The organism is Rhodopseudomonas sp. B29, from assembly GCF_000333455.1.
In the GTDB taxonomy this organism is placed as follows: Bacteria; Pseudomonadota; Alphaproteobacteria; order Rhizobiales; family Xanthobacteraceae; genus Rhodopseudomonas.
On sequence record NZ_BADD01000036.1, the window covers coordinates 13,115 to 35,076 of the forward strand.

Consider the following 21,962-nt stretch of genomic DNA (forward strand, 5'->3'; position numbering starts at 1 on the left):
CAATCGCCCGCTAAGCCGAGTGCTCAAAAGTGAATCCTGAGAGTCCTAACGCGACGAGATTCGCCGACGTCAGTCGGTGTCGCGGGGTACCGCCAACAGCTTGGGCTTGTCGGGCAGAACGGCCGTTCGTAATGCAGCGTGCACCTCGATGTGGCCGTTGTAGTCGATAAACCCCTGTTTGCGGAATTTGTTCATGAAGTAACTGACGCGCGAGCGCGTCGTGCCGATCATCTCGGCCAACGTTTCCTGGCTGATCTCCACAGGCAGCGGTCGAGCCGGCTCGTCTTCGCCGATATTGGACAGCAACAACAACAGACGCGCGAGCCGCTTCTCGCTCGAGTTGAACAGCTGATCGATCAAATCTTCTTCGATGCGGCAGTTGCGGGACAGCAGGTGCGTCATGAAGAACTCGCCGAACGCAGGCTCGCGCCGGACCGTCTCGATCAGCACCTGATAGGCCACCGATGTGACGACGCAATCCTGCATCGCCGTCGCCGTGGAGATCCGCTGCCGCTTTCCGATCAGTCCGACTTCACCGAAAAACTGCCCTGGTTGCAGGATAGCGACCACCGCTTCCTTGCCCTGCTCGGACATCACCGCAAGCTTGACCCGACCGCTCTGTATGAACAGGACACAGTCGGCTTCGTCGCCCTGCGCGAAGATGGTGTCGTTCTTGCGGAACCGCAGCACCGTCCGACCGGTTCCGGAACTGCCAAGAAATTCCTTGGGATCAAACGGCGTCCCGGAAGCAATCACGAGGTATCCTGTACGCAGCCCTCGCGTGAACGCGCGGGTCCTTCAACGGCAATGGTATGAGCGAATCCGCTCGCCAGTAATCATCAACAAATCGAAGAAAAAAATCTGTCCAGTTTTGACCATGATACCAACCAAGCGTAGTCGGCCTCCGCGGTCAGAGCGCCGCGCTGATCGTGATTGCCTCAAAGACGGAATACAACCTCGACGCTGACGCGCTCAGTTCGCAGCGTGAGCCTTGGGTTTCACGTGCGGCTTCTTGGCCGCGGGAGCCGGAGCGTCGCTTGCCCGCACGCTACCCCAAGGATCCGAGGAGACCTTCGGGTCGGGTATCTTGCGCAAGGAATCCTGGTAAGCCCTCTGCCGGATGGCGTCCTGCTCCTTCTGCTCGGGGGTGCGGTGCTCGATCTCCGGAATGAGGTTTACGTGCGGCCCCTCTTGCGCAAATGCCGGCCCGGCCAGCACGGACATCATCAACGCGGCCCGCATGACTTTCATCGCAACCTCTCCCCCAAACGACCGTGCGCTCGGCATGGCCGTCACAGCCGATCCGACCTGCAAGCCTTCTGCATCCAGTCTTCCCAGATCGGGCCGCATTTCGTGCACCCGCCGAGTGCCGTGGCGATCGCCAAGGCGGCAAGAACCAACGCAGAACGCTTGAACATGACCGTACCCACCCATACTCACGGCGACCTTAAGGGAGACCATGGCGTTTTCAAGCCGACGGACACATCGCGTAACCGCAGCGATTAGGTTTTAATTTCAGGTAAATTCGACGGGCCCAGGTTCCAATTTCGGATTCAGAGGCCGGCAATTCGCACCTGCATATAAGCCGCGGCGAATTAGACGAAGCCGGAACACTCAAATGATCGAGAAGCGGGCCAGTCCGCGGCAGCGGGTTTTCAAGCGGGGAACCATCGTGATGGCTGGCGGCGGCGGGTTCGACTGCACGGTTCGGAACCTGTCGGAAACCGGAGCGCGGATTGACCTCAGCGACCCGGTCGAGTTGCCGGACCGGTTCCTGCTGGTGATCGAGTCGGAAAACTCGATGCGCCGCTGCCGCCCGGTCTGGAATACGGCCGCTCGGATCGGGCTTGCGTTCGAATAGCCAATTGCCTTCGAATAGCCAGGGCGCCCAGAGCGTTTTAGCGCGAAGCGGATACCGGTTCGCGTGAAGAAAACGCGTCAACAAGATTCTAGAGCTCCGGTTCTGATTCTATCAGAACCGGAAAAGCCCTAGCGGCCCCCGCCCATGCGACCGCCACCCTGATAGCCCCCGCCTTGATAAGACGGCCCGCTCGGGCCCCGGTAACCGCCCCGGTAGCCTCCGCCATAACCTCCCCCGTAGCCGATCACTGGGGCCGGTGTATCGATGATCACCGGGCGGCGTGGCACGACCACGACATCATCTTCATCATCATAATACCTGCCACGAACCGGCTTCTTGGCGGTCCGCCGCGACGGCGCGTCCTCTTCGGCACGCTTGGATTTCTTGGTGTCGGCCTTCTTCGGCTTGTCGATCGCCGGCGGGCTCGGCGGCACTGCGCATGGGCAGGTCAGCGCCGCATTGGTCGGCGCCGGGGATGCCGGCGCTACGGCCGCCACGGCGACGGGTTCAGGACGGTTGCGCGTCCGCTCCTCGAGCTTCTTGGCGGTGGCCGTAAGATCGCTGTCGGGATACTGGCTGAGGAACCCACGATAGGCCGACGCCGTGTTGATCAGAATCGCCCGGCTCCACGCCTGCATCCGGCGGTGGCGGTCGAGCCAAAGCTTGGTCTCGGTGGCATAAGGCGGCTCGGCGTAAAGCGAAACGAACGCCTCATAGGCTTCGCCCGACCCGTCGGCGACGATCAGGGCATGGGCCTCTTCGGCCGACTTGCCCTTGAGCAGTGCACGCCACTCGTCCGCGCTGGGCTTCTTGCCCGGCTTGGTGTCCGGCTGCGCGGCGGCCTCTGCGCTGCCGAAGAAACGGAAATCGTCGACCAGCGACGAGCTTTCCCACGGCGTCTGCCGGCCCGACGTAGCCTTGTTGACTGCGAGACGAACCCTCTTGAGGGTGTCCTCGATCTGCAGGCCGCTCTCGCGGCCGGCCTTGAGCAGTGCGCTGGTGTAGGGGCTGTTGGCACCATTGCCGTCCTCGGCTTCGGCGCCGGGCGAGGTCGAATACGACAGCAGCGTTCCCGGCGCGCCGGTGCGGGTGTCGACCAAAGCGAGGCCGTGGCCGGCGGTGCCGCTGAGCTGCGGGAACGGATTGTTACGGCAGGCATCCAGCATGATGATGCGGGTCTTGCCGGGCGCCGACGCCAGCGTGTTGAGCACGTCGTTGAGCCGCACCGCCTGCAGCGGAATGTCCGCCTCACGCTTGGGATCGACGTCGACCGGGATCAGATAGTTCTCGCCGTCGACCTGAATGCCGTGGCCGGCATAGAACATCAGCGCCACCGTATCGGGCCCTTTGCCGGCGAGCTTGGCGGCGAAATCGCCGACCACTTCGCGCAGCTGGGTCTGGCCGAGGTCGCTCGCGGCCGTGACCTCGAAGCCGGCCTCGCCGAGCATCTGCTCGATCGCCTTGGCGTCGTTGACCGGATTGGGCAGCGCCGGCACGGCCTTGTAGGCCGACTGGCCGATCACCAGCGCAAGCCGGCTTTCCGCCATGGCGTCTGCCGTGCCGAACAGCAATGCCGTCGCGACCGCCACCTGGCCCCAGAACGCGCGCAACATCGACCTCTCTCCCCCGCTGCATTTCCGTTTTAGTCGGGTGTCGCGGCGCAGGGGTTCATGAGCTAAGACGGGCAAGACGTCGCGGTTAACATTACCGGCCGAAATCGGCGGCGGAACCGAAGCGGTCTTCTCGTCTGTCGATTACCTTATCCGACCATCGCCAAAGGTCGCGACAAGCGGCCGAGCAGGTGAGGAACAGGTTTGGCGGACATTTTGCAATCGACGCGGGGGCGAATGTCCGAAGCCGGAGCGATGCCCTTGAGGCGCAGCGACCCGCCGCTGGCGACAGCCGTCGAGTTGGGCGCTTGGCGTGATCTCGCCGCCAGCGCGCTCGAGCCGAACGCCTACTACCTGCCCGAGTGGGTCCTGGCGGCGAATGCGGCCCCGGACGAGCAAGCGGCACCGCGTGTGCTATTTGGCCAAGGCTCCGACGGACGACTGACCGGGCTGCTGCCGGTGCAGCCGCTCTGGCCGATGCTGCAGACACCGCTGCGGCTGCTGATGTCGGCCGATCCGTTTCGTTCGCTCAACACGCCCTTGCTCCACCGCGACTATGCCGCCCAAGGCGCGGCCGCGTTGATCGCTGCGGCGCGTGCAAGCGGAGCGCGGGCGCTGCTGCTGCGCGATGTCGCCATCGAAGGCGACACTGCACGAGCGCTGAACCGGGCTGTCGCGGCCGAGGGTCTCCAGCCAGTCTTGCTGCGCCGCTGGTCGCGCGCGTCGCTCGACGCTCGCCAGGACGCCGAGGCGCTGCTACGCAGCGGCCTCGGTCCCAAGAAGCTCAAGGATTATCGCCGGCTCAAGCGCAGGCTCGCCGAGCACGGCCCGATCAGCTTCACGGTCGCACGCAGCGCCGACGACATCGATCGCGCCTATGATGTATTTCTGGCGCTGGAAGACAGTGGCTGGAAGGGCCGGCGCGGCAGTTCGCTGGCGCGGCAGCCGGCGCGCGCCGCGATGCTCCGGCGCGCCGCGATCGCCCTCGCCGCCCAAAGTCAGTGCGAGATCGTGCAACTCAACGCCGGCGAGACGCCGGTCGCCTCCGGCATCATCCTGCGGCATCTCGACCGCGCCTATTTCTTCAAGCTCGGCATCGCCGAAGGGTTCGCGCGCCAGTCGCCGGGCGCGCTGCTGACGATCGAAATCACGCGGCATCTGTGCGCCGATCCTGCGATCGCGATGGCGGATTCCACCGCCGGCCCCGACCATCCGATGATCGGCCCGATCTGGCGCGGCCGGATCGAGATCGGCGACGTGCTGATCCCGCTGCGGGCTGGCGATCCCTTGATCGGCCCGATCACCATCGCACTGCGGACGCGCGAAACGTTGCGGCGAACCGCCAAGCGGCTACTGCGGCGCTGAGCGCCCGTTACTCCGCGGCGTCGGCGTTGATTTCCGCCGACAGCTTGCGGATGGCGCGTGCCAGCAGTGCCGGATCCTGCGCACCCGAGACCGCGTATTGCTGCATGAAGACGAAGGTCGGCACGCCCGAGATGCCCTTCTCGCTCGCTTCCTGAGCCTGCGCCGTGATCAGTTCGACGTCTTCGCCGCTGGCCAGCTTGCTGCGAACTTCTTCGGCGTCCAGCCCACACTCTGCTGCGGCACTCACCAACACTTCACGATCGGTGAGATCGCCGCCGTCGCGGAAGTACAACTCCATCAGGCGCTGCTTCATCGCCGGCCCGCGGCCGATCGCATCGGCCCAATGGATCAGGCGATGGCAGTCGATCGTATTGGGCTGTCGCTGGACGCGCTCCGGACGATATTCGAGTCCCTCGTTCGCAGCAGCTTCGACCACGCTGCCGGACAGCTGCTTGTAGCGTTCCGGCGAGCCGAACTTGGTGGTGAGATACTCGTCGCGCCCGATGCCCTCGCGCGGCACCCACGGATTGAGGAAAAACGGCCGATAGGTGAGTTCGACCGGAACGTCGGCGGCGAGCTCGAGCGCCTGCTCGATCCGCTTCTTGCCGATGTAGCACCACGGGCAGACCACGTCGGACACGACATCGATCTGTAGCGGCTTGATCGCGCTCATCGGCGCCTCCTCGTGGTTCGTTTCCTGTCCGACAGTTCCACACAGATGGGGACGCCGCAATCGCCCGCAAGGCGTTACAGGGCTGCAGCCATGCTGCGCAGCCGCGCAGCCGTCGCCTCGTCGGCCGGAAAGAACGTCTCGACCGCGATTTCCGACAGCGTGACGTCGAGCGGGGTGCCGAACACCATGGTGGTTGAAATGAAGCTGAGCTCCTCGTCGCCGAGCCGCATCCGGAACGGCACCGCCACCGCATTCGACACGACCGGCGCCGCGGGTGCAGGGACCGGATAGGCCTTCAGTTCGTGATACAGCTCGAGCAGCTTCGCATCGGCGGTCGCCTCGCACTGCCGGTGCAGCCGCTCCAGCAGATGCGCGCTCCATTCGCCGAGATTGACGGTGCGCGGCGCCAGCCCGTCGGGATGAAACGACAACCGCAGCACGTTAAGCGGCGGCGCCAGCAGGCTGGGGGCGATGCCGTCGAGTAGCGCACCGACCATGCGGTTGGCGGCAATCAGGTTCCAGTGCCGGTCGACCGCCAGCGCCGGATTGGGCTCGTGCGCCTTCAGCACCTGATCGACCGCACGGCGGGCGACCGCCAGAGCCGGATCGTCGAGCTTCCGCTGTGGGAAGGCGGGCGCGAAGCCCGCAGCGATCAGCAGCACGTTGCGTTCGCGCAGGGGAACGTCGAGACGCTCGGCGAGGCGCATCACCATGTCGCGGGACGGCGCGGCGCGGCCGGTCTCGATGAACGACAGATGCCGCGCCGAAATCTCCGCATCGAGCGCGAGATCGAGCTGACTGAGACGGCGGCGCTGCCGCCACTGCCTCAAGTAATCGCCGATGCGGACGGGCTGCGCGCCGGCAGCTGCCTGAGCGGGCGGAAATGGAGTGTTCATGGCTCAAAACGCTATCACGCGCCCGGCGCAGCTTCCATGACCTCCGAGGTAATCGATTTCGGCAGCGGGCCCGCGCATGGTCGGGGCGTCACAACTCGAACCCAAGGAGACGACCATGATCCACTCATCCTTGCTGCTGCGCCGCGCCCTGCAGGCTGACGCACTGATCAGCAGCGCGATGGCGCTGCTGCTGACATTCGGCGCAGGTCCACTGGCTTCGCTGCTGGCTCTTCCGCACGGGCTGTTACTCGAAACCGGGCTGTTCCTGATCCTCTATGCGGCGCTGGTCGGCTGGCTCGGCAGCCGCACTGCCCTGCCCCGCCCGCTGGTGCTACTGGTGATTATCGGCAACGCGTTGTGGACGCTCGGCAGCATCGCGCTGCTGATCAGCGGCGCCGTCGCGCCCAACGGCCTCGGCATCAGCTTCGTGGTGATGCAGGCGATCGCGGTCGGCGTCTTCGCGGAACTGCAATTCATGGGCCTGCGCCGAAGCGGTCAGGTCGCGATGGCTTGAGGGTTCGGAAGGAGACGCGCAACATTAACGCGGGCGCGAGGTCAGCTTCCAAAAGACTTAAGCCCGGCTCCACAACGCCGTCATGGCCGGGCTCGTCCCGGCCATCCACGTTTTGCTTGCCTCGACCGCTGCAAGTTCGTGGATGCCCGGGCCTCCGCCGCGCCGAAGGGGCGCCGGCCCCGCAGGCGGGACGAGCCCGGGCATGACGAGTGGTGAGCGCGGTGCAGGAAACTCAAGCGCATGACTACGCAGCAGCTGCTGCTTTGGCCTTGGTTTTTGTTTTAGGCAACTTTGCCTTCGACGTTTTTGCGCCGGTCTTCGCCTTGGCTTTCGCCGTCTTCCCGGCGGACTTACCCGCCTTGGCTTTCTTGCCCGCAGCCTTCTCAGCCTGCTTCTGCACCTTACGCTCGGCCTTGTCCTTCAGCCTCGCCTTCTCGGCACGGGCTTCGGCGGCCTTCTTCTTGCGCTTCTTTTCGCAGGAGTCGCACTTGCAGCCGATCGGCTTCAGATATTCTTTGAAGTACTCGGTGCCGTAGTCGTAGTTGATCTCTTCGCCCGGCTCGATGTTCTTGATCGCCCGGATGATGATCTTGCGCTTCTTGACGCTGACATCCGACTCCGCGTTCGGCTTGCAGGAATGATTGATGTAGCGCGCGATGTTCTTGCGTACCGAGCCGTCGACCGTCCAGCGCTTGCTGATCTGAAACAGGTACTTGTTCTCGACCGCGTCGTCCTTCTTCTTGTTGCAGTCGAGCATCGGCCCGATATAGCGGATGATCTTGGTGCCCTTCTTGATCGGCTGCGTGGCGAACAGGCCAAGTCCGGTTTTCGAGCGGCCGATGCGATAGGGCTTGTCCGACAGGTCAGGCATGATGATCGATGACGCGATGCGTTGAAGGGTTGAAGCGCGTCGTTCTAGTGCAATTCTCGGGCCTTGGGCAGAGGCTTTCGCCGCCGAACGCGTTCCATCCCCAGTTTGCAAGCTCAGGATCGCTGCTTGATCCGATGGTAGCGCTTCAGCAATCGCTCGCCTTTGGCGGCAATGCGGCGTGCGGCCGCGACCGTCTTCGGCACCGGCTCGCCCCAGGCGTGCGCCGACAAAGCAAACCGCGTCGGATTGCCATCCTTGTCGCGCAGCGCCGGCAGCTTCGCGCGTCCGTAGAAGCGCACGGCCCAGCTGCCTTTGCGGCGCATCTCGGAGGGTGTCATCTCTGCGTCGGATTTACGGACGCCCGGCTCGAGGTGTGATCCATCGCGTTCGGCAAAAGCCCGCCGCCCCGCTGCGGTCAGTCCGCCGCGCGGATCCTTCTCGCGCGCGGAGCGCTTTGTCGCCGGGCCAGCAGAGGCAGACTTCGCCCGCTTCTTGCGCCCGCCCGAGGTCTTCTTTGCCGTCTTGCGCGAGCCGGTCCGTTTCGTCGTCTTGGCCGTCGGGCGCTTGACCGACTTGGTCTTTCGCCGACTTGGTCTTGGTCGATTTGGAGCTCTGGGTCGTACTCTTTTTAGAGGATTTCTTGGCTTTCTTCGCCGCACGCATGTTGTCGACCAAATTGGGATAGGGACGGCCCGCCCGCTTGGCCATCGCCTTGGCGGCGGCCTCCTGAGAGGGAGTGAGATGATGGGACGACTTGCCGGCGCGCTTGCGCGGATTCGCCTTGTCCCACGGCTGTTTTCGGCGACTCCGCGCGGCTTTGGAGCGGGTACTCGACGACGACGCTGATGATTTCTTAGCTGCTTTGGCCATGACACAGGCAACGCGGCAACAACCATCCGGTTTCCCGCGCGCCAGCCGTTGCCCTCAGCCTGGGCTCTCACCTGCGGCAAGTCCCCGCAGGCCGCATGCATTGCCCATCGGCGGCCCCGGTTTACTTCTGTCAGGCGAGCCAGCAAGATCGCGGCCGCCAGCGCCGGTGTCTCCGTCGCGGTCCCGGATCAGACGACGCCGCAGAAGGAACTCGCGATGAAGGCCGTGTTCGCCAAGCTCGGCAACGACTTCTTCTCCACCATCATCTTCGTGGTGTTGTACTTCTCGACCGGCAACGTGGCCTTGGCGACGGCCGTGGCGATCGTCGGCGCCATCGCGCAGATCGTGGTCGTCAAATGGCGTGGGATGAAGCTCGACATCATGGCCTATGCCAGCCTGGCGCTGGTGGTCGTGCTCGGCGGCGCGACGCTGCTGACCAACGATCCGCGCTTCGTGCTGGCCAAGCCGAGCATCGGCCACTTCGCCGTCGGCGCCATCATGCTGCGCAAGGATTGGATGCTGCGCTATCTGCCACCGCAGGTGGCGGCCGCGATCCCGCATCAGGTTCGGGTGTCCGGCTATCTGTGGGCCGCGCTGATGTTCGTGCTCGGCGCCGGCGTCGTGGCGACCGCGCTGACCGGTGACATCAAAGTCTGGACCACCTACGTGATGCTGATTGCCCCGGCCGCGAAGGTCGTCGCCTTTGCCGCGCAGTATGCTTACTTCCGGCTGGCGATGCGCGGCCGCATGGGCACCGCGGCAAGCGCTCCGGCTGCTGCCCCGGCAGAGTGAAGCCGAGGCAGCGCGCGGCTGTCGTTCGCTACATCCGCGGCTGGGCGGCCATCACCAGCGCGTCGCTGACGATCTGCTCGACCGTCGCTTCGGCCGGTGCGTAGTGCTCGTCGCCCTCGTAGGCGGCGACCAGCGTGCGGACGCCTTCCGGCAGCGCCGAGGTCGTAAACGCCGCCGAGCCGACCGAATTGAGCGGCACATGCGCGGCGATCACGCGGTCGCCGTCGCGGAACGTCACCGCGCCACCGGGCATGCCGCTGCTGCCACGCACGTTGACCACCAGCGTCACCAGTTCGCCCGGCGCGACCGCGCCGCCTTCGGTCGTCAGCGTCACCAGCGGGCGCGCCAAGACATCGACCGCCATCTCGGGCGACTGGCTCGGCAACACAACCATCGGCAGCAGCGAGCTGACGCCGCTGTAGTCGGCGCGGATCAGATGCCGGCCGGGAGTGAGGCCGTCGACCGTCAGGGTCGGCTGGGTCGCATTGGTCCAGCCGAGCACGCGCCCATCGCTTAGATCGTGGAAGGCGACCCGCCCCTCGGCGACGGCGCCGCCGAAGTCACTGGCGATCACAGCGGTCAGGGTGATGCGGCCAGTCACGGCCGGATCGCGGGTGACGGTCAGATTGGTGGTGGTGGTCTCGGTGAGAAATTCGGTCTGCGCCGTCGCCGGCGCCGACGCCAGCAGGATCGCGAACAGCACCGTCACCAGCAACGCGGCGACCGCGTCCAAAACATATGACCAACGCATCTCGAGCCTCCAGAATCCGGGGCTCCTCGTGCGTTTCCTCAACCTGGGTCGGGCGCGGCGCCAGAACGCACAGGCGTGCCTATCCGAGCGGCGGCCGACGCGAAACACTAGGTCTTCGCGTACCGCCTGCAAAGTCGGTATCATTCCGGATACAGGGCCGCGGCAATGGAGCCGGCGCTGCGGGCTTGTTCGGTGGCCCCGCGGCAGTCTAAAGACGAGGCCTTCCGGCCGCTTCAGGACCACCGGAACCGAGGGGAGAAACAGATGGCAGTCGACGGAAACTGGAAACTCACCATGACCACGCCGATGGGCGAGCGGCAGGCCGACCTGACGCTGAAGGCCGACGGCGGCACGCTGAGCGGCACGCAGTCCGCCGACGGCGACTCCGGCGAGATCTTCGACGGCACCGTGAGCGGCGACGACGTCGCCTGGAAGCTGTCGATCACCAACCCGATGCCGCTGACGCTGAGCTACACCGGCAAGGTGAGCGGCGACAGCATCTCGGGCGAAATGGGCATCGGCCCGATGGGCAGCTTCCCGTTCACCGGGACGCGGGCGTAACTGCCTGCAAGGCGTCATCACCGGGCCGGCGCGCAGCGCCGAGACCCGGTGATCCATCGGTGTGAGAGGATGGATGGCCGGGCCTTCGCCGCGCCGAAGGGGCTTCGGCCCCGCAGGCGGGTCAAGCCCGGCCATGACTGTTTGGCCTCAAGGCAGTCATTCCGGGGCGCTCGCGTCAGCGAGCGAACCCGGAATCCCCAAAAGGTCTGCGTGGACTCGCTCGGGATGCTCTGAACTTCGAGATTCCGGGTTCGCTCACTTCGTGAGCGCCCCGGAATGACGGAGCAAGTGGTGAGGCGCAGAGAACGCCTCAGCCCAGATTCAGCTCCTTGAAGAAATCATTGCCCTTGTCGTCGATGATGATGAAGGCCGGGAAGTCGACGACGTCGATCTTCCAGATCGCCTCCATGCCGAGCTCGGGATATTCCAGCACCTCGACCTTCTTGATGCAGTGCTCGGCGAGGTTCGCGGCAGCGCCGCCGATCGAGCCGAGATAGAAGCCGCCGTATTTCTTGCAGGCCTCGCGGACCGCGGGCGCGCGGTTGCCCTTGGCGACCATCACCATCGAGCCGCCGGCCGCCTGGAACTGATCGACGAACGAATCCATGCGCCCCGCGGTAGTCGGGCCGAACGCGCCCGACGCATAGCCGGCCGGCGTCTTGGCCGGACCGGCGTAGTACACCGGGTGGTTCTTGAAGTAATCGGGCAGCGGCTCGCCGCGGTCGAGGCGTTCGCGCAGCTTGGCGTGGGCGGCGTCGCGCGCCACGATCATGGTGCCGGTCAGCGACAGCCGGGTCTTGATCGGATTCTTCGACAGCGTCGCCAGGATGTCCTTCATCGGCTGGTTGAGGTCGATCTTCACCACCTCGCCGCCGAGCGCCTGCTCGACCTCCGGCAGATACTGCGCCGGATTGTGCTCGAGTTCTTCCAGATAGACGCCGTCCTTGGTGATCTTGCCGAGCACCTGGCGGTCGGCCGAGCACGACACGCCGAGCCCGATCGGCAGCGACGCGCCGTGGCGCGGCAGGCGGATGACGCGGACGTCGTGGCAGAAGTACTTGCCGCCGAACTGCGCGCCGACGCCGAGCGACTGCGTCATCTTCTGGATCTCTTGCTCCATCTCGAGATCGCGGAAGGCGTTGCCGTCGGCCGAGCCCTGCGTCGGCAGCGCATCGAGATAACGCGCCGAGGCGAGCTTCACCGTCTTCATGCACAGCTCGGCAGACGTGCCGCCGATGACAATCGCCAAGTGATAAGGCGGACACGCCGCGGTGCCGAGCGTCAGGATCTTCTCCTTCAGGAACGCCAGCAGCCGATCCTTGGTCAGCAGCGACGGCGTCGCCTGGAACAGGAACGACTTGTTGGCCGAACCGCCGCCCTTGGCCATGAACATGAATTTGTAAGCGTCATCGCCCTCGGCGTAGATCTCGCACTGCGCCGGCATGTTGTTGGCGGTGTTCTTCTCTTCGTACATGGTCAGCGGCGCGACCTGCGAGTAGCGCAGATTTCGGCGCAGATAGGCATCGCGCGCGCCCTCGCTCAGCGCCGCCTCGTCGTCACCGGCGGTGATGACGTTGCAGCCCTTCTTGCCCATGATGATCGCCGTGCCCGTGTCCTGGCACATCGGCAGCACGCCGCCGGCGGCGATGTTGGCGTTCTTCAACAAGTCCAGCGCCACGAACTTGTCGTTCGGGCTGGCTTCGCTGTCGTCGAGGATCTTGCGCAGCTGGGCCAGATGCCCCGGCCGCAGAAACTGGTTGATGTCGCCGAACGCCGCCTCCGACAGCGCCCGCAGCGCCTCGCGCTCGACCACCAGCATCGGCCGGCCCAGCACCGTCTCCACCCGCACGCCCTCGGACGTGATCTTCCGATACGGCGTCTCGTCCTTCCCCAGCGGGAACAGCGGCGTGTGCTTATAAGGCGGGACCGGGGTGGCGGCGGACGGGATGGGGGTGGGAGCGTTCATGGGCGGGCCTCGGATGGGGAAATCCGGGGCCTTGTAGGCGGTTTTGGCGAGATTTTGAAGGGTTCAAAAACGGGGGGAAGCCACGCGGTCGGCGCCGTTCAGCCCGCTCGCTTTCCCTCCTGTTTCTCTGCATATGCGTCGACCAGCGCCCGGATCATGCGCTGATAGGGTACCTTCTGCTTTGCCGCCGCGCGCTTGAAAAAATCGACTGAACGCTGCGACAGGCTAAGAGTGACTTTCACGTTGTCCTCCCGCAGCACAAGCTGGTCCGGCGACGGCAGAAAGTCTTCGACGATCCGCACCCGGCCGATCTCGCCTTTGCTATACTTAGCCATTGACTTACTCATCCCGCTCCTCGCGCCGTGAACGATGTTGAGCACCACGATCGTATTGGCTGCGGCGTCGACGTGATAGACGATGATATACGGCGGCTCGAGCAGCTCGCGGGTTCCTGCGACCAAGCTGGCCGCCCATACTCGCAAGACCTCGCGTCGCGAGGCGATTGACGCGGAGTAATATCCGCTCGACCACGGCTCTCGCCGCTCGCGGACTGTCCTTCGAAATCCAATCGAAAATGTCGTCGAGGTCGCGTCGGGCGGCCTGTCGGACAACGACTCTCACGGATCGAGGCGGCGCTTGAAGTGCGCCGTGAACTCGTCCAGCGTCATTGTTTCGGCATCACCGTCTGCGAGCCGCCGACGCACCTCGTCGGCTTGCGCATCGGAGAGCCGTAGCTCGCTCGCGTCCGACGTTTCCATTGCGGCCAGAATGTCGGCGGCATCTTCCTGGCGCTCGGGCGGCCAAGTCAGCACGCGCTCCAGAATGGCTCTCACCTGCTCTCTGCTCATGGGGTCGACCATAGCACCTTCCGCCGGCATTTGCAGCCGTCACAGCTGCCTCGTGCTCGACCTTGATGGCGGTGGTATGTTCCGCCCTGTTTTGCATTCTGTGCGGGCTTCGCTATGAAGCTATCAGAAGCTTAAGCGTGGGGGGATGATTGTGGTTTCAGCCTGTTTGCCGATGCGCGGAGTGTACCGGGCCACTTGCGCCGCCGCCCTCGCCCTCGCGGCCCTCACCCTAGCCTCCCCCGCCCGCGCGGATCGCTGCGACGACCTCGCTCTGCAGCTCAAGTCCCAGATCGACGGGGTCGGCGTCGGCAAGACGGCTGCCAATGTGATCTACCTGTCGCATCCGGCGGCGAAGTCGTTGCGGCTGGGGTGTCCGAGCCGGACGGTCAAGAACGAGGTGTTCGGCAGTGCGCCCTCGCGCAAGCCTTCGGCGGAATTTCAGGACCTGATCGCCAGCGCTGCGGCGATCGTGTTCACGGTGCCGAAGCCGGACTCGCTGCGCGGCGTCAAGCGCTGCTTCGGGCGGGTCGGGCTGCTGCGCGGCAACGACATCACCACGCGTTTCCGCCGCCTCGATATGCGCTGCTCCCGGACCAAGACCGACGCGTCCATCGCGATCTCGCGCGACAACGCCGAGTAGCCCGCCCGTCTGCCTGATCAGTCCGAACTCGATCGGTCGCATTTAAGCTAATTGCGGCCGGCCGCTTGCGCGCAAAGTTCACGCGATCGGCGCAGCATCGGAGCGATCCGACGACCGGACGACCGCGGCGCGAGGCGCTTCGCTCGAGCCGCACATTTCCTCGCCGGAGCGTGCAACCACGAGGACAACCGAATGAGCAGCATCTCCAGCGTGTCTCAGACGCCGGTGACCAAGCCGACCACCGAGGCCAAACCACCGCCTCCCCCGCCACCGCCACAGAAGAGCGACGATACCGACTCGACACCGCCGGCCAAGGCAGCGCTGCCGCCCGGGCAAGGCATCAAGGTCGACCAGATCGCGTAGCACCTTATCGACTGGCGCCAACTGGCCCCGCCTCGCGCGGGGCTTTTGTTTTTCCGGCTGACCTGCAGCAGGCGAACTGATCGTCCCGGCCCCGAACGGCCGCGTCATCTGTTACAATCCGGCCTGGTGGAACAATCAGGAGGCGGGGATGACGGGACGGAGGGTGATGACCGGCGGCTGCCATTGCGGCCAGGTGCGGTTCGAATGCACCAGCGATCTTGCGATGGTGACAGCCTGCAACTGCTCGATCTGCACCAAGAAGGGGCTGCACTTCACCTTCCTGCCGCCGAATAGCTTTCAGCTCCGCGCCGGCGCCGAAAGCCTGAAGTCCTATCTGTTCAATACCCGCACCATCAATCATCAGCTCTGCGGCGAATGCGGCGTCGACGTGTTCGCGCGCGGCAGTCGCGGCGACGGCAGCGAAGTCATCGCCCTCAACGTCGCCTGCATCGACGGCATCGACCTGGCGCAGCTCACGATGACGCCGGTGGATGGAAGGAATAGATAGTACGCCGCTCTCAGCGCGTCATTCCGGGGAGCGAGCGAAGCTCGCGAACCCGGAATCCATACTCCCTGGACTCGCGCTTAAGCAAAGCGTCCGCCACTCTTTGTGCTTACCACCAGCACAGGGGATATGGATTCCGGGTTCGCGCTACGCGCGCCCCGGAATGACGGAAGAGAGAGGCTGGGCGGGCGCGGCGAGAGCGAAGCTACTTATCCAGCGCCTTGTAACGACGGAAGATGCCGTCTTCGTTGAACGGGATGCGGCGGTCGCTCGCAAGGTACGCCGCTATGTTCGGGCGGTCTGCGACGCGGTCGTGGAGCGCGATCAGATTGGGGATCTGGCGCTCGTATTTCTTCATGTATTTGGGGAACGCGTAGCGCAGGCCTTCGACGATCTGGAACAGTGACAGATCCGCATAGGTCGCTTTCCGGCCGATCAGATAGGTGGCGCCGCCGCCCTCGAGCAGCCGCTCGAAATAGCCGAGAAACTTCGGCACGCGCTCCTTGCGGAATTCGGCGCTGCGCTTCTTGGCGGCGTTCTTCTGGTCATCGTAGTACAGCGACACGCCGATCGGGTGATGGGTGTCGTGCACCTCCTGCACGAAGTCGGCGATGGTGAGCTGAAGTTGATGCACCCACAGCCGGCCGGCTTCGGTCTTCGGCGCCAGGTCGTGACGACCGCCGAGATAGAGCAAAATCGCGGCGGTCTGGCCGACGGTGATTTTGCCCGACACCAGAAACGGCGGCGCAAAGGACGGCGTGCCGGTCTTGGCCTGCATCATCTTCATCATCGCCGAGACGCCCGCTTTGCTGCGGCGGGCGACATCGACGTAATCGGCGCCTGCGTCTTCGAGCGCGAGGCGGACATACTCGCCGCGGCCCTGGATGGTCGGCCAGTAATACAGCTCGTAAGCCATCGGGGCTCCTCCCAAAACAGCAACGCAGCGGAGCGCACGCTCCGCTGCGCTCATCTCGTGGCGATCAGTTCACCGCGAAGCAATACAGCAAGCCTTCGCCGCCGGTGCTCTTGAGGTCGTTCTGCGAACAGCCACCGTCCGGCCCGCGCGACGGATGCGCGGTGTTCCAGGACTTGGCGGTCGGGTTGGCGGCCGGGCCGTTGATGTCGGAATGGCCCAGCATGGCGGCGCCCTGCAGGCTGCTCGTCCAGTTCTTGCAGGTGCGGTCGTCGGTCCCAGCGAAGGCCGTGCCGTCCGGCTGCGAGCCGGTCAGGATGTCGTGGCGGTTGGGCTTGTCGCCGAAGCCGTTGATCTCCTCGCCCTTCTCGTCGAGCGCGGTCTGCTTGGTGATGTTGTTGCCGGCGCCATGCAGATCGGCGACATCCTTGGCAATCACCACGCCCTTGACGTTCTGCCACGGCCCCTTGCCGATGCGGTCGCGCGCATTGACGGCCGGCTTGCCGTCTTCGGCCTGGGTCGACAAATACGCGTGCCAGGTCTTGCTGCCGAGGCCGGCGGCCTGCGCCAGCTCCTGGCAGTGATTGTCGGCGCCGGCGAGCCCGCCGAGATTGCCGCCGTTGCCGATGCCCTTGCTGGTAACGAAGAAGCTGGCATTGGCCGACTGCGCCTGCGCGGCCGACGACGCCGCCGAGGCGACGACAGCCAGCGCCAAGCCGCCGACGAGCCGGGTGAGAATGACCGAACTGCTCCGCATCGAAACCTCCGTGGGTGGGTTGAGTCTTCTGTGTTCGATTGTCCGCGCCGACGAAGACGTTTGCGTGGCGGCTTTATTCCGCGCCGGCACCGGCGTGATCCCATCAACGAAAAAGCGCCGCGGAAGGTCCGCGGCGCTCTGCATCAGTGTTCCAGGTCGGTCGATCAGTTGGTCTGCTGGATCGCCGACAACTCCCAGCTGGTGCCCGGGCGCCGCACGAAGGTCCAGACTTCGGTGACCTCGATCGGCGTCTCGCTGCCGGCGACGAGGCGATTGGTGCCGCGCTCCAGCGTCTTGTCGACCAGCGAGAACCGCATTGCGACCGTCGCGTATTCGGCCTCGCCTTCGCGCCAGGCTTCGGCGAGGTCGCCCTGCAGCAGCTTGACGTCCGACACCTTGTTGATGTCGTTGTTGGCGCGGTTCTCCTCCAGATCCTTGGCGAAGTAAGAGGCCATTTCGGGCGTGGCCAGCTGGCGCAGGCGGTCCATGTCCTCGTTCGACCAGGCAGCCTGGATGTCGCCGAGCAGCCGCTCGAACGCCTCATAGTCCTCCGGCTTGATCTCGAGCGGCGCCTCGTTGCTGCTGCCGCCGCCGAAACCGAAGCCCGAGCGGTAGCTCGGCTGCGGGCCCGGGCCGACGGTCGGACCATCGGCAGGACCCTGCGCCGAACTGCTGGCATAGGCGGGCTGCTGCGGGTTGTTCCGCCGCTGCCACCACGACCAGGCCAGCCGCGCCACGATCACCACCAGGGCGATCTGCAGCATCAGGCCGAGGATCGAGGCGAAGCCGCCGAGTCCGGACATGAAGCCGCCGCCGAACAGCATGCCGAGCAGGCCGGCACCGAGGAAGCCGGCGGCCAAGCCGCCGAGCATGCCCATGCCGGGCCGGTTGAAGAAGCCGCCCTTGGCGGCCGCACCGGACGCCGGCGCGCCCATGCCGGGGCTACCCGGCTGAGCATAGGTGCGGTTGAACGGCTGCGCGGTGCCCGGCGCCGTCGGCGTGGCGCGCGGCATCGAGAAGCTGCGCGTGCCGCGCGAACCCGAGCTCCCACCACCCCCGATGCGAGCGTCGGCAGCGGTCGACAGAGCGAGCGATAACGGCATTGCGACAGCGAGCGTCACGGCAAGGGCCGCTGCAATGCCGCGCGTGCGATGCAAGAAATTCATGGTCTTCCCTTTGAATCCCCGGCAGGGGGAGAACGTCCTCAAGATGGGCAGCGGCGACCAAAAAGAAAGGCTGCGCAGCGTCGCAGCCCCCGTCGCACCGCTGCGGCGCTCAGTCGCGGCCGCAGGCCTTGCCGCAGTGCTTTCCGCCACCAACCCGGCACATAGTAGCGGGTCGCAAATGATTAGTTCGCGCCCATCGTCTCCTTCACCTTCGCCACCAGCGCGCTGAGCGCGAACGGTTTGGCCAGGAAGGCGAACTGTTCGTTCTCGGGAAGGCTCTTTTCGAACGCGTCCTCGGCGTAGCCGGAGACGAAGATGATCTTCAGCTCCGGATTGCGGCCGCGCATCGCTTTGAGCAGCGTCGGGCCGTCCATCTCCGGCATCACGACGTCGGAGACGACGAGATCGACGGCGCCGTTCTCCTCGTCGAACTTCTCCAGCGCCTCGACGCCGTTGGAGGCTTCGATCACCTGATAGCCGCGCGAGCGCAGGCCGCGGGCGTTGAGCGCGCGCAGACCTTCTTCATCTTCGACCAGCAGGATGGTGCCCTGCCCGGTCAGGTCGGCACGCGGCTTCGCCGCCGCGGCGGCCGGCTCGGCATTAGCAGCGACTGAGGGCGCAGCGACTTCCGGCGGCGTCTCGATCACGGCGTCATGGCGCGGCAGGAAGATGTGGAAGGTCGTGCCGTTGCCGGGCTCGCTGTCCACGTACACGAAGCCGCCGGTCTGCTTGATGATGCCGTACACGGTCGACAGGCCGAGCCCGGTGCCCTTGCCGACTTCCTTGGTCGAGAAGAACGGCTCGAAGATCTTGTCGAGAATATCCGGCGGAATGCCGGTGCCCGTGTCGCTGACGTCGATGCGGACGTAGTCCGCCGCCGGCATGCCCTTGTGACCGAGCTGCGCCACGTCGGCGGCCGATAAGTTGGCGGTGCGGATCGTCAGCTTGCCGCCGTCCGGCATGGCGTCGCGGGCGTTGACGGCGAGATTGACGATGACCTGCTCGAATTGCGAGACGTCCGCCTTGACCCGCCACAGGTCGCGGCCATGCTGCATTTCGAGCCCGATCTTCTCGCCGATCAGCCGCTTCAGCAGCCGGTCGATATCGGTCAGCGCCTCGCCTAGATCGAGTACCTGCGGCCGCAGCGTCTGCTTGCGCGAGAACGCCAACAGCTGCCGGACCAAAGTCGCGGCGCGCGTGGCGTTCTGCTTGATCTGCATGATGTCCTGGAACGACGGATCAGTCGGCTTGTGCGCGTTCAGCAGGAAGTCGTTGGCCATCATGATGGCCGAGAGCACGTTGTTGAAATCGTGCGCGATGCCACCGGCGAGCTGGCCGATGGTCTCCATCTTCTGCGCCTGGTTGATCTGGTTTTCCAGCGCGCGCCGCTCCGTCGTCTCCAGCATGTAGATGATCGCCGCCTCGGCATCGCCGTCGTCGGCAACCGCGGTGACAAAGAATTGCCCGTAGCGTTCTTTGTCCTTGTCGCCGCCGAGCATCACCTCGACCGGCGCGATGTCGGCGCGGTCTTGCGCCGCCTGCTCGATCGCGGCGCCGAGCGTGCTGCGGTCGCGGACATGCACCGCGGCAAGGATCGATTTCGCGGCGCCGCCGGTCGGATCGAGGCTCTGCGCCAGCTTGGCGAAGCGGGCGTTGGCGCGCACCACAGCGCCGGCCTTGTCGACGGTGGCGATCGCCATCGGCGTGTGATCGAAAAACCGCATGAAGCGGATTTCGGCGGCGCGTTGCGGATCGAGCCGCTCGTCGCGCGCGCGGCTGATGACCAGCGTGCGCGACGGCCCTGGTACGCCATCGGCGCCGAACGCCAGCTTGTGATACAGCCGCGCCGGCATGGTGCGGCCACTACGCATCTTCAGATCGATATCGAACACCTCGGTCTTGACCTCGCCCGGCTCGGGCACGATCGAGGTCAGCAGCGCGGCGCCGTCGCCGGAGACGATGTCGGACAGCTTCAGCCCGCCGGAGCCGATCTCGGCCAGGTCGTGGTCGAGCCAGTTCGCCAGCGTGGCGTTGACGTAAGCGAGCTCGCCCTTGGCATTGACCGAGAAGAATCCGCAGGGCGCGTGGTCGAGATATTCGATGGCGTGCTGCAGCTCCTGGAACACGTCCTCCTGGCGCTCGCGGTCGCGGGTGATGTCGGCCAGCGACCACACCGTCTGCCGCGCCTCGCGCTTGCGATCCCCGAGCGGTCGCACCCGCAGCCGCATCCAGCGGCCCGGCGCGCCGTTCTGGCCGGCGACGCGGACCTCCTCCTGCAGCCGCTTGCCTTCGCGCGCCGCCTTGAGCAGCCGGAACACCGCCTCGGAGACGTCCGGATTGCCGATGAACACCCGCTCCACCGGCCGGACGTCCTGCAAGGACGTCGCGCCGGTGAGCGCCAGATAAGCCGGGTTGGCGTAGATCAGGTGACCGCGGGCGTCGGTCACCGCGAGGCCATCGAAAGCGCCCTCGGTGATCGCCCGCATCAGCGGATCGTCGGCACTGCGGTCGGCGAAGCCAACGATGCCGGCCGCAAAGGCGAACAGCATGAACAGCCCGACCATCGCCAACAGCGCCAGCAGGCCGAGGATATAGGGCTGCGCCTGCGCCCGCCCGAGCGTCATGAAGGCGATGGCGGCCGCCACGATGGCGCCGGCCACCAGCAGCACCAGGACGATGCTGCCACCGCGCCGCGGCGTCTCCGAGGTCACGTCGGGCAGTGCCTGAGTCTCGTCGCGGGTCATGTCACCTGGCCGATTGTCTGCGCGCCGGCGTCCCGGCGGCCTCTTCCCCTGCCTGAATCGCTGCCGTCAGCGCAAGGCCGACATCGTGCGGGTCCACCGGCTTGGGGCGTGGCGGACGCCGCTTTGGCTCAATTATCGCCGGCGCGCCGGGTTCATCCGGCTCACGGCCGCCGCGCCGAGAAGCCTCGCTTCAGGTTCATCACGTAGCCGATGACTTCGGCGACCGCCTGGTAGTGCTCGGTCGGGATTTCGTCGTCGATCTCCACGGTGGCGTAAAGCGCCCGTGCCAGCGGCACGTTTTCGACGATCGGCACGTCGTTGTCCTTGGCGACCTCGCGGATCTTGAAGGCGACCGCGTCGACGCCCTTGGCGACGCAAATCGGCGCCTGCATGCCGCGCTCGTATTTCAGCGCCACCGAGAAGTGGGTCGGGTTGGTGATCACCACCGAGGCGCTCGGCACCGCCGCCATCATCCGCTTCTTCATCCGCTGCATGCGGAGCTGACGGATCTTGCCCTTGATGTGCGGGTCGCCCTCGGACTGCTTGTACTCCTCCTTGATCTCCTGCAGCGACATCTTCTGCTTCTCGTACCACGTCCGATACTGGAAGAAGAAATCGCCGGCCGCGACGAACGCCAACATGGCCGCGACGGCCCCCATCAGCTTCAGCGTCAGTGCAAGGACGACGCCGAGCAGCGCATCGACCTCCATGCGCGGCAGCGCGTCGAGCCGCGAGCGCTCCGGATACAGCACCGCGACCATCACGGCGCCGAGCACCACGATCTTGAACAGGCCCTTGAGGAAATTCGCCCACGCCTGTTTGCCGAACAGGCGCTTGGCGCCCTGCATCGGCGACAGCTTGCTGAATTTCGGCGTCAGGGCTTCGGCGGAGAACACCAGCCGATGCTGGATGATATTGCCGGCGATCGCCACGATCATCAGCATCAGCAGCGGAATGCCGATCGCCGCGATGACCGAATAGATCAGGCTTTGCGACAGCGCCAACAGGGCCGGCCCATCGACGCGCAGCATCCAGGATTTCTCGATCAGCGCGCGCAGCGGCCCAAGGATGCCGTTGCCGATGGAGCTCGAGAACGACGACAGCACCAGCGTGCCGCCGGCGATCAGAAACCAGGTATTGACCTCTTGGCTTTTAGCGACATCGCCGCGCTTGAGAGCTTCGTCGAGTCGCTTTTGTGTCGGCTCTTGTGTCTTCTCCTCGTCGTTGTCGTCGGCCATGGCTCAGCCTTTCGCCGTATGGGCTTCACGGCTCAGCGGGGCGTCAAATCCTGCATGA

At 65.4% G+C, this 21,962-nt stretch carries 25 protein-coding genes and 1 pseudogene; 8 read left to right on the forward strand and 18 right to left on the reverse strand.

Features of this window, described 5'->3' with window-relative positions; translation table 11 throughout:
• Positions 1-69 precede the first annotated feature (69 nt).
• A complete protein-coding gene (locus I5M_RS01075) occupies positions 70-756 on the reverse strand; it encodes a Crp/Fnr family transcriptional regulator (RefSeq protein WP_022719708.1) in 687 nt (228 codons plus the stop codon).
• A 216-nt stretch (positions 757-972) separates the two neighbouring features.
• Positions 973-1,350, reverse strand: a complete 378-nt coding sequence (locus I5M_RS01080; RefSeq protein ID WP_022719709.1) for a hypothetical protein — start codon at positions 1,348-1,350, stop codon at positions 973-975.
• A 268-nt stretch (positions 1,351-1,618) separates the two neighbouring features.
• Here I5M_RS01080 and I5M_RS01085 point away from each other — a divergent pair, with 268 nt between their 5' ends.
• The gene (locus tag I5M_RS01085; RefSeq protein ID WP_022719710.1) at positions 1,619-1,861 is read left to right on the forward strand and encodes a PilZ domain-containing protein; all 243 of its coding nucleotides are present in this window, start codon (positions 1,619-1,621) and stop codon (positions 1,859-1,861) included.
• 128 nt (positions 1,862-1,989) lie between these two features.
• Here I5M_RS01085 and I5M_RS01090 read toward each other — a convergent pair whose 3' ends face one another.
• Complete coding sequence (locus tag I5M_RS01090) at positions 1,990-3,474, reverse strand: caspase family protein (RefSeq protein WP_022719711.1); 1,485 nt, start codon at positions 3,472-3,474, stop codon at positions 1,990-1,992.
• 201 nt (positions 3,475-3,675) lie between these two features.
• Between I5M_RS01090 and I5M_RS01095 the strand changes: the two genes are divergently transcribed.
• Positions 3,676-4,836 (forward strand): GNAT family N-acetyltransferase, encoded by a 1,161-nt coding sequence (locus tag I5M_RS01095; RefSeq protein ID WP_376738650.1) that lies wholly within the window; start codon positions 3,676-3,678, stop codon positions 4,834-4,836.
• A 7-nt stretch (positions 4,837-4,843) separates the two neighbouring features.
• On the opposite strand, the gene I5M_RS01100 is transcribed toward I5M_RS01095, so the two are convergent.
• Both I5M_RS01100 and I5M_RS01105 read right to left on the reverse strand, forming a co-directional pair.
• A complete protein-coding gene (locus I5M_RS01100) occupies positions 4,844-5,509 on the reverse strand; it encodes a DsbA family oxidoreductase (RefSeq protein ID WP_022719713.1) in 666 nt (221 codons plus the stop codon).
• Between the two features lie 74 nt (positions 5,510-5,583).
• The gene (locus I5M_RS01105) at positions 5,584-6,405 is read right to left on the reverse strand and encodes a helix-turn-helix domain-containing protein (RefSeq protein WP_022719714.1); all 822 of its coding nucleotides are present in this window, start codon (positions 6,403-6,405) and stop codon (positions 5,584-5,586) included.
• 115 nt (positions 6,406-6,520) lie between these two features.
• Between I5M_RS01105 and I5M_RS01110 the strand changes: the two genes are divergently transcribed.
• Complete coding sequence (locus I5M_RS01110) at positions 6,521-6,919, forward strand: hypothetical protein (RefSeq protein ID WP_031334923.1); 399 nt, start codon at positions 6,521-6,523, stop codon at positions 6,917-6,919.
• 244 nt (positions 6,920-7,163) lie between these two features.
• Here the strand turns inward: I5M_RS01110 and I5M_RS01115 are convergent, their stop codons facing one another.
• From I5M_RS01115 to I5M_RS28980, 3 genes are all read right to left on the reverse strand, one after another.
• The gene (locus tag I5M_RS01115; RefSeq protein ID WP_022719716.1) at positions 7,164-7,790 is read right to left on the reverse strand and encodes an SET domain-containing protein; all 627 of its coding nucleotides are present in this window, start codon (positions 7,788-7,790) and stop codon (positions 7,164-7,166) included.
• 113 nt (positions 7,791-7,903) lie between these two features.
• Entirely contained in the window at positions 7,904-8,209 is a 306-nt protein-coding gene (locus I5M_RS33440; protein ID WP_244431900.1) for a DUF6321 domain-containing protein, read from the reverse strand.
• A complete protein-coding gene (locus I5M_RS28980) occupies positions 8,142-8,660 on the reverse strand; it encodes a hypothetical protein (RefSeq protein WP_040771503.1) in 519 nt (172 codons plus the stop codon). The genes I5M_RS33440 and I5M_RS28980 overlap by 68 nt, the downstream gene beginning before the upstream one ends.
• A gap of 216 nt (positions 8,661-8,876) precedes the next feature.
• On the opposite strand from I5M_RS28980, the gene I5M_RS01125 reads away from it, so the two are divergent.
• The gene (locus I5M_RS01125; protein ID WP_022719717.1) at positions 8,877-9,452 is read left to right on the forward strand and encodes an inner membrane-spanning protein YciB; all 576 of its coding nucleotides are present in this window, start codon (positions 8,877-8,879) and stop codon (positions 9,450-9,452) included.
• Positions 9,453-9,480: 28 nt separating this feature from the next.
• Here the strand turns inward: I5M_RS01125 and I5M_RS01130 are convergent, their stop codons facing one another.
• Positions 9,481-10,203 carry an Ig-like domain-containing protein gene (locus tag I5M_RS01130; RefSeq protein WP_031334924.1) on the reverse strand — a complete coding sequence of 241 codons (723 nt, stop codon included), beginning with the start codon at positions 10,201-10,203 and terminating at the stop codon, positions 9,481-9,483.
• A gap of 264 nt (positions 10,204-10,467) precedes the next feature.
• Here I5M_RS01130 and I5M_RS01135 point away from each other — a divergent pair, with 264 nt between their 5' ends.
• The gene (locus I5M_RS01135; RefSeq protein ID WP_022719719.1) at positions 10,468-10,764 is read left to right on the forward strand and encodes a hypothetical protein; all 297 of its coding nucleotides are present in this window, start codon (positions 10,468-10,470) and stop codon (positions 10,762-10,764) included.
• A 310-nt stretch (positions 10,765-11,074) separates the two neighbouring features.
• On the opposite strand, the gene I5M_RS01140 is transcribed toward I5M_RS01135, so the two are convergent.
• The 4 genes and pseudogenes from I5M_RS01140 to I5M_RS01150 form a co-directional block, all read right to left on the reverse strand.
• Positions 11,075-12,730: a fumarate hydratase gene (locus I5M_RS01140; RefSeq protein ID WP_022719720.1), complete on the reverse strand. Its 1,656-nt coding sequence runs from the start codon at positions 12,728-12,730 to the stop codon at positions 11,075-11,077.
• A gap of 98 nt (positions 12,731-12,828) precedes the next feature.
• Positions 12,829-13,191, reverse strand: coding sequence for a type II toxin-antitoxin system RelE/ParE family toxin (locus tag I5M_RS01145; RefSeq protein WP_244431898.1), 363 nt, complete (start codon positions 13,189-13,191; stop codon positions 12,829-12,831).
• A gap of 40 nt (positions 13,192-13,231) precedes the next feature.
• Positions 13,232-13,351, reverse strand: a pseudogene (locus I5M_RS34350) (type II toxin-antitoxin system RelE/ParE family toxin); the annotation flags it as partial.
• Positions 13,348-13,590, reverse strand: coding sequence for a hypothetical protein (locus tag I5M_RS01150; protein WP_244431899.1), 243 nt, complete (start codon positions 13,588-13,590; stop codon positions 13,348-13,350). The gene I5M_RS01150 and the pseudogene I5M_RS34350, both read right to left, overlap by 4 nt.
• Before the next feature lie 133 nt (positions 13,591-13,723).
• On the opposite strand from I5M_RS01150, the gene I5M_RS01155 reads away from it, so the two are divergent.
• From I5M_RS01155 to I5M_RS01165, 3 genes are all read left to right on the forward strand, one after another.
• Positions 13,724-14,218, forward strand: a complete 495-nt coding sequence (locus I5M_RS01155; protein WP_031334927.1) for a hypothetical protein — start codon at positions 13,724-13,726, stop codon at positions 14,216-14,218.
• Between the two features lie 192 nt (positions 14,219-14,410).
• Positions 14,411-14,581: a hypothetical protein gene (locus tag I5M_RS33005; RefSeq protein WP_022719724.1), complete on the forward strand. Its 171-nt coding sequence runs from the start codon at positions 14,411-14,413 to the stop codon at positions 14,579-14,581.
• Positions 14,582-14,729: 148 nt separating this feature from the next.
• Positions 14,730-15,089, forward strand: coding sequence for a GFA family protein (locus I5M_RS01165; protein WP_022719725.1), 360 nt, complete (start codon positions 14,730-14,732; stop codon positions 15,087-15,089).
• Between the two features lie 202 nt (positions 15,090-15,291).
• Here the strand turns inward: I5M_RS01165 and I5M_RS01170 are convergent, their stop codons facing one another.
• The 5 genes from I5M_RS01170 to flhB form a co-directional block, all read right to left on the reverse strand.
• Positions 15,292-16,002, reverse strand: a complete 711-nt coding sequence (locus I5M_RS01170; RefSeq protein WP_022719726.1) for a glutathione S-transferase — start codon at positions 16,000-16,002, stop codon at positions 15,292-15,294.
• 64 nt (positions 16,003-16,066) lie between these two features.
• The gene (locus tag I5M_RS01175; protein ID WP_022719727.1) at positions 16,067-16,756 is read right to left on the reverse strand and encodes a C-type lectin-like; all 690 of its coding nucleotides are present in this window, start codon (positions 16,754-16,756) and stop codon (positions 16,067-16,069) included.
• Positions 16,757-16,920: 164 nt separating this feature from the next.
• On the reverse strand, positions 16,921-17,922 hold the full coding sequence (locus I5M_RS01180) for a Tim44-like domain-containing protein (protein WP_022719728.1): 1,002 nt from the start codon (positions 17,920-17,922) through the stop codon (positions 16,921-16,923).
• Positions 17,923-18,104: 182 nt separating this feature from the next.
• Entirely contained in the window at positions 18,105-20,666 is a 2,562-nt protein-coding gene (cckA, locus tag I5M_RS01185; protein WP_022719729.1) for a cell cycle histidine kinase CckA, read from the reverse strand.
• 161 nt (positions 20,667-20,827) lie between these two features.
• Positions 20,828-21,904 carry a flagellar biosynthesis protein FlhB gene (gene flhB, locus I5M_RS01190; RefSeq protein WP_022719730.1) on the reverse strand — a complete coding sequence of 359 codons (1,077 nt, stop codon included), beginning with the start codon at positions 21,902-21,904 and terminating at the stop codon, positions 20,828-20,830.
• Positions 21,905-21,962 lie beyond the last annotated feature (58 nt).